The organism is Streptomyces sp. NPDC002144, from assembly GCF_053593695.1.
Window position 1 is genome coordinate 1 of the sequence record NZ_JBSFDB010000126.1, and the last position, 6,294, is coordinate 6,294.

The window sequence follows — 6,294 nt, forward strand, 5'->3', positions numbered from 1 at the left end:
AAGCAACGGCTCGATCCGCGCCCACAACTCATCGGACACGACCCACGGAAGCTGCTCACCCTTTCTCACATGAAGGCTAACGCTTCATCAGACATGCACATTCCAAGGGAAGAAGCGCCACTTTGTTAGGAGTTCTTAAGCGGAGCCACCTCAACTGAGGTACATAATCTGACCGTTACTTGACAGCCCACCTGGTCAAGCAGCAACATCAGCCCGCGTGAAAACTCCTGGCATATTTCGAAACGGTCTGAGACTTGTGGTGGCCACCGCGTTCTCCGCGGTGGCCATCCTCATGGTGCCGACGGGCCCCGCCCAGGCGGTGACTCCCGGCGCCAACCCGGGGAAGCTGACCGAGCTCACCTCCTCGTCGGACCACGCGAGGCTGGAACTCCAGGAGCACCGGGTCCCGACCTCCTCGCTGGACAACCTGGCCAGCGAGATGGGCACCGCCCGCGGGGTCGACCAGGTCCTCGCCAGCGCCAACCACCCGATGCGCAACGGGGCGGACTGCTCCAGCATGGAGAAGACAGCGCTGCCGCTGAAGCCCACGGCCGAGTCCTCCTACTGCTGGGACTACGGTGACGACAAGACCCAGGACTGGTTGCCGCAGTCGGTGACGTCCAGCGGCGACGCGGACAACGACGGTCTGTGGGGCACCAACAAGGTCATCCTGGCCGGCTGGGGCGAGAACGGGGCCACCACCACCACCCACAGGGCCCGCATCGCCTTCATCGACGCCAATGACCCGAGCAACTTCAAGTACCGCTGGGTCCTGCCCGTCATCCCCATCAACGGGGGCACCGACTACCGCGCCCTGAAGTCCCACATCGGCGGCATGGTCTGGTACCAGGACAAGCTGATCGTCACCTCCTGGGAACAGGATGCCGATCACAACCAGTTGTACATCTTCGACATGCACCGGATCCTGCAGGCGACCGTCAACAGTTCCGTGGTTGGCAAGGTCAGCAACGGCTGGTCCGCTGACGGCTACCAGTACATAATGCCGGCGATCGGCTCATACAGCCTCGCCGGCGGGGGCTGCGTCTCGGACAACGACAACTCCTTCCCGTGCTTCGCCTCCATCTCCCTCGACCGCAGCAGCGTGCCGGACAGTCTGGTCGCCACGGAGTGGTTCTCCTCCGGCGGCACCCAGCCCGCCCGCATCTGGCGCTACAACTTCGACGGCAACGACCCGGGCTACCTCGCCAAGGACAGCAACGGCTACGTCGAGGCCGACAAGATCTACGAGACGAACGCCGTCGGTCTCCAGGGTGTGCTGTCACACAGTTCGAGCCAAGGGGGCACACCGAACTTCTACGTCGACGACGCGCGCGGCGGCGTCGACCAGCACGGCATCCTGTGGCGGCAAAACACCAGCGGCGCCAGCGCGGCAGCCAACTGCGGGGGCGACATCACGTACGCCTGCTGGGGCATGCACACCGAGGGCATGTCCTACTGGTGGAACACCGGCCGACTGTGGACGCTGACTGAATGGGCGGCCGACATCAACGCCCACTGGTCGGGCACTGACACCGCACGCCCACAACGGGTGCTCTACTCCCTACCGTTGTCCTCGGTCGACAGCACGCTGAACTGACCATGACGGGCGTAGCGCACGGTGTGTGCGCTACGCCCGTCGCGCGTCGCCTGCCCGGACTGCCCAGAAGGGCCGCGGCCGCCTTCTTCTGAAGAAGGAAGTGACCGCCCCGGCCCTCGCCAACCGCCTGACTTTCAACGGCACCATCATCGAGACCGCACCGACTCCTACCGCCTGGCCAGCATCCGGGCGCGGGCCGAAGCGCCTGCCAAGGCCGGCTGATGACGTCCTCTACTGTCTCGCCTCATGACGGTCCTGATCATCGGCGGCAGCGGTTTCCTGGGCACTGAGCTCGTGCGGCAGGCGGCAGCGGCCGGGCACGCGACCGCCGCGACCTTCGCGACCAGGCCCGGCAGCACTCCGGGGGTCGCATGGTACGCCCTCGACCTGCGGGACTCTGAGCGCATCGAATCAGTCGTGGCTGCGGCCAGCCCGTGCCTCATCGTCAACGCGACGAGCGGCGGATCCGACTGGACGGTTACGGCCGAGGGCCCCGTTCGCCTGGCGGTGGCTGCAGCGAAGTATGGATGCCGTCTGGTCCAGGTATCCAGCGATGCAGTGTTCTCTGGGACCCGCGTTCACTACGACGAATCCTGCCTCCCCGACCCTGTCACCCCCTACGGCGTGGCGAAGGCCGCAGCGGAGACAGGGGTTCACCTCGTGAACCCGGATGCCGTAATCGCTCGCACGTCGCTGATCATCGGCGACCGGCAGTCTGTGCACGTACGCTTGGTGCACGACCTCGCGGCCGGTGCCCAAAACGGCGTCCTGTTCACGGACGACATCCGCTGCCCCGTCCATGTCGCTGATCTGGCCGCCGCATTGCTGGAACTCGCAGCCGGCGACGCAAACGGCGTCCACCACCTGGCAGGAGCCGACGCCGTGAGCCGTCACGAACTCGGAAGCCTTATCGCTAGGCGTGACGGGCTCGACGCCTCCCCACTGCCTGCGGGCCTACGGGCCGCCAGCGATCTTCCCGGGGCGCTCGACGTCCGCCTCGATAGCCGCGCCACCCAGCGCAAGCTGCACACCACGTTGCGCGGCGCCCGTCAGTTCCTCGCCATGAGAACTTGAGCGCCTCCGACGGGACAGGACAACCGGAGGCTAAAGAACAAGGTCAGCGCCTGTTCCTGATGCGACCATGACATCGTGGCTGCTGTGATGCGAACGGCTCGTTATTGACGTGTGCGGTCAGCGCCGGGCGATCATGATGCATGACTCGCGCTCTGTCGACGCCGCCCGTCATTGCTTCCGGCTTGCTGGGTGGTTCCCCGCAACCCGCGCTCCCTGCCTCCGCGGGATTGCTGCTGCGGCCCTGGGAAGAAGCCGATGCACCAGCGTTCCTGTCCGGCTATCAGGATGATGAGATCCGCCGTTGGCACACTCGTCGGCCGGACACCGAGCTCCAGGTCCGGGAATGGTTCGACGCATACCGCCAGGACTGGAGACGCGAGAAGGGCGGCCATTGGGCGATCACCCGCGACGGTACTGAGGTACTCGGCCGGATCGCTTTGCGCGGTTGGGACTTCGACGACGGAAAAGCGGGCGCGGCCTACTGGGTGCTCCCGGCCGCCCGCGGTGCTGGTGTGGCTACACGTGCTCTGTTGTCGCTTACCGCCTGGGCCCTGGAGGAGATCGGGTTCCACCGGTTGGAGCTGGATCATTCGACCCGTAACTACGCCTCGTGCAGGGTCGCCACCAAGTCCGGTTATGTCCTGGAAGGCACCAAGCGCAGCGCCGCCGTGCATGACGACGGCCGGCACGACATGCATCTGCATGCTCGCATCCGAGGCGACTGAGTCTGAGACAAGCACACACCGCCCGGTCGATCGCGGCGTTTCGATCTGGGCAGGCCTGACTCCGTCACCGGCGGGGACGCTGCCGGCCGTCTGCTGTGACCGGGTGGGCCTCGGGCAGGCGGTCACGCGCCGGGCCCGTCCGCCAGTACCACGATGCCGTTCCCGTCCGGCGCCTCCACCACCGTGTGCCCGCACTGGACCAGCAGACCCGCCACTGCGGCCTGCACCACGACCCGCATCCCGCCGCCGGAGGCCCCACGCTGATCTGCTGCCAGCGCGGTGAACCCGTGCGACGCCGTCCAGTTCACCAGCACACCCGCGGGCCCGGCGCTCACTCTCAGCCCCGGCGCGCCGTCGTCCGCCTCATCAACGATATGGAAGCCCGCCACCTTCAGGACATGGCGAACCCGTCCGACGAGCTGGGGACGAACGGACGGCATCCGCCTCGCCTGCCCTGAAAATATCGGATCATGCCATCGGGCGGCGACGTCACCGAAGGCGTCGTCGGCCAGGATTCGCACGGCCTTGGCTCAGGTTTCGGCCGCGGGATCGGTGGCGGTGTAAAAACACCGCGAGGCCGCCCATAAGAGGCGGCCTGTTCCTTTAACCAGTCAGCCCGGTGCGGCCGCCGGGGACTCCGCCTGCCGAAAGCCTGGCAGGGTCAGGCACAGCACGGCCGCGACGGCAGTCGTGGCGGCGAAGGCGCCTACCGCCCAGGCGCCGGACGCGTGCTGGATGATCAGGCCGGCGATCAGTGGCGCCAGCGCCGCCAGCGCGCTGGCCGCCATCATCACGGTGCTGATGACTCGGCCGCGCATTTCCTCCGGCGCGCTGCGCAGCACCACGGCAACCAGCGCGGCGTTTGCGGCCGGTGCGAGCAGCAGCGCCAGGGCGACCGGCGCCGCCACCAGAGGTGACGGGATGAGCAAGGCCGCAGCGCCGAACAGCAGGGCCCCGGCCAGGGTGATGGTGCTGGCCAGGGTTGCCAGGCGCACGCGCCCTTGCAGCCGGGGTGCGACCACCGCGCCGAGCAGCCCGCCGGCCGCGATGGCTGCCTGTACCAGGCCGATCACCGCGGTGGAGGTACCGTGCTGTCGCAGCGCGAGGGTGATGCTGAAGATCACGCCGCTGAAGGCGAAGTTCAGCAGGGGCGTCTGGATCACCGCCGCGCGCAGAACGGGCACCTGCCAGACGACCTGCAGGCCCTCGGTCACCTCGCGCCACAACGCCTTGCGCCCGGCCGCGTTCTTCGGGCGGAACCGCCCGCGGATCCGGCTCACTGTGCCGAACGAGACCACGAAGGAGACGGCGTCGGCCAGGAACGGAACTGCCCGGCCCACCCCGAACAGCACCCCGCCGAGCGCCGGGCCGGCCAGGCTGGCACCGTAGGTCCGGGCTTCGGTGGCCGCCCATGCCTGCTCGAGCTGGGCGTCCGGCACGATTCCCGGCAGCGCGGCGGCGGCGGATGGGTCGAAGATGGCACCGGCAGCCCCCTCGATCAGGCTCACGGCCAGGACCACCGGCCAGGACGCGAGATCCAGCACGATCAGGATGCCGAGCAGAGCCAGCAGCACGGCGCGCACGACGTCACAGATGATCATCGTCAGCCGCCGGTCGAACCGGTCCGACAGCGCCCCGGCGGGCAGCTGCAGGCAGAGCAGGGAAATGGCCCGCACCGTACCCACCACCCCGGCGAGCACCACGGAGTGGGTCAGGGTCAAGATGAGCAGCGGGTAGGCGATCTGGCTGATCTGCGTGCCGGTATCGGACAGCAGCTGGCCGATCCACAGCATCCGGAAGCCCGTGTTGCGCCGGAGCGGAACCCGTTGTGGCACATCGGTGGCTATTTCGATTCCGCTGGCGTCGCTCACCCGCAACACGATAGGCGCCGAGGGCGTCGCCCAGGTGTCGGATCTTGGGCAGGGAGCCGGGTGAACGCCGAAGGGCGACCGTCCATGATCACATTGATTCCACTCAGCATGATCGTGAAGGCCGCGCCCGCATGCCATCCTGCCCGCGTCACTCCAACTCGCCGAGCAACACGGCCTCGCTGCGGAGGAGTTGTGCACGCCCGAGACGCATCCCTCGCTGCTGGACACGGTCCGTGCCGTCCCCGATCCGCCGCACGGCGCACCTGGTCGCCCATCCCGCGCTGCCGCTGCCAGACGTCGCTTCCTCGCGGATCTCGACAGGGCGGCCATCTGCTCGTTGAGCGGAATCGGGGTAGGCGTGCGTCGGCGGCAAGCGATACGCGAGTGACGGGAAGGTGTGCTGGCTTCACCGGCGTCCTGGGCAAGGAGAATGTCTCCTTCGATCCCTCCCGGGTCGCGGCCCAGATCGTGTCCGGGATCGGGTTCATCGGCGGCGGTCTGATCTTCGTGCGCCGGGATGCGGCGCGGGGGCTGACCACTGCGGCGACCGTCTGGCTGACCTGCGCGGTCGGAATGGCCTGCGGCGGTGAGCTGCCGATCCTCGCACTGGCCACGACCGCGTTGTACTTCCTGGTGGTGCGCGGCTAGCCGCTGCTGTCGGCCCGCCGGATACCCGGTACCGTGGCCTCCGCGGTCGAGGCCTGGCTGACGTACAGCACCGGTACGGCGCTGCTGCACCGTCTGATGGAGCCCTGTACCCGGCGGGGCTTCCGCATCGTGCAGGTCAAGGTCGAGGGGCTGCCAGGCCATACGGACGACGCGGCCCGCGTGGTGCTGGGCCTGGAGGGCACCGACGATCCGGCCCAGCTCGCCTCGAAGCTTTTCCAGGACGACGCAGTGATCGATGTGGAGATGGCCACGACCGGGGCTGACGATGAGTGAACGGGCTTGGCGTTCCTGCCCTCTGGCAGTGCGCCGGGCGAGGCCGAGAGGGGCCGCGGCGAGCCGCCCGGCGCCCCGGGCGGGA

General features: G+C 68.0%; 7 protein-coding genes. 5 read left to right on the forward strand and 2 right to left on the reverse strand.

Translation table 11 applies throughout. The features are described 5' to 3' along the window. Nucleotides 1-259: 259 nt before the first annotated feature. The 3 genes from ACWCQ1_RS51415 (at nucleotide 260) to ACWCQ1_RS51425 (ending at nucleotide 3,396) form a co-directional block, all read left to right on the forward strand. The gene (locus ACWCQ1_RS51415; protein ID WP_451030054.1) at nucleotides 260-1,597 is read left to right on the forward strand and encodes a hypothetical protein; all 1,338 of its coding nucleotides are present in this window, start codon (nucleotides 260-262) and stop codon (nucleotides 1,595-1,597) included. A 246-nt stretch (nucleotides 1,598-1,843) separates the two neighbouring features. After that, complete coding sequence (locus ACWCQ1_RS51420; RefSeq protein ID WP_451030055.1) at nucleotides 1,844-2,671, forward strand: SDR family oxidoreductase; 828 nt, start codon at nucleotides 1,844-1,846, stop codon at nucleotides 2,669-2,671. Between the two features lie 140 nt (nucleotides 2,672-2,811). Next, nucleotides 2,812-3,396 (forward strand): GNAT family N-acetyltransferase, encoded by a 585-nt coding sequence (locus ACWCQ1_RS51425; RefSeq protein ID WP_451030056.1) that lies wholly within the window; start codon nucleotides 2,812-2,814, stop codon nucleotides 3,394-3,396. 122 nt (nucleotides 3,397-3,518) lie between these two features. Here the strand turns inward: ACWCQ1_RS51425 and ACWCQ1_RS51430 are convergent, their stop codons facing one another. Together ACWCQ1_RS51430 and ACWCQ1_RS51435 are read right to left on the reverse strand one after the other, a co-directional pair. Then, a complete protein-coding gene (locus ACWCQ1_RS51430) occupies nucleotides 3,519-3,917 on the reverse strand; it encodes a hypothetical protein (protein WP_451030057.1) in 399 nt (132 codons plus the stop codon). Between the two features lie 90 nt (nucleotides 3,918-4,007). After that, a complete protein-coding gene (locus ACWCQ1_RS51435; RefSeq protein ID WP_451030058.1) occupies nucleotides 4,008-5,267 on the reverse strand; it encodes an MFS transporter in 1,260 nt (419 codons plus the stop codon). A gap of 384 nt (nucleotides 5,268-5,651) precedes the next feature. Between ACWCQ1_RS51435 and ACWCQ1_RS51440 the strand changes: the two genes are divergently transcribed. After that, nucleotides 5,652-5,915 carry an MgtC/SapB family protein gene (locus ACWCQ1_RS51440; protein WP_451030059.1) on the forward strand — a complete coding sequence of 88 codons (264 nt, stop codon included), beginning with the start codon at nucleotides 5,652-5,654 and terminating at the stop codon, nucleotides 5,913-5,915. A 33-nt stretch (nucleotides 5,916-5,948) separates the two neighbouring features. Continuing rightward, nucleotides 5,949-6,209 (forward strand): hypothetical protein, encoded by a 261-nt coding sequence (locus ACWCQ1_RS51445; RefSeq protein ID WP_451030060.1) that lies wholly within the window; start codon nucleotides 5,949-5,951, stop codon nucleotides 6,207-6,209. Nucleotides 6,210-6,294: the final 85 nt, after the last annotated feature.

Coding starts and splice junctions, on each gene's coding strand:
- ACWCQ1_RS51425 (WP_451030056.1), top strand. CDS start 2,812: ATGACTCGCGCTCTGTCGACGCCGCCCGTCATTGCTTCCGGCTTGCTG.
- ACWCQ1_RS51420 (WP_451030055.1), top strand. CDS start 1,844: ATGACGGTCCTGATCATCGGCGGCAGCGGTTTCCTGGGCACTGAGCTC.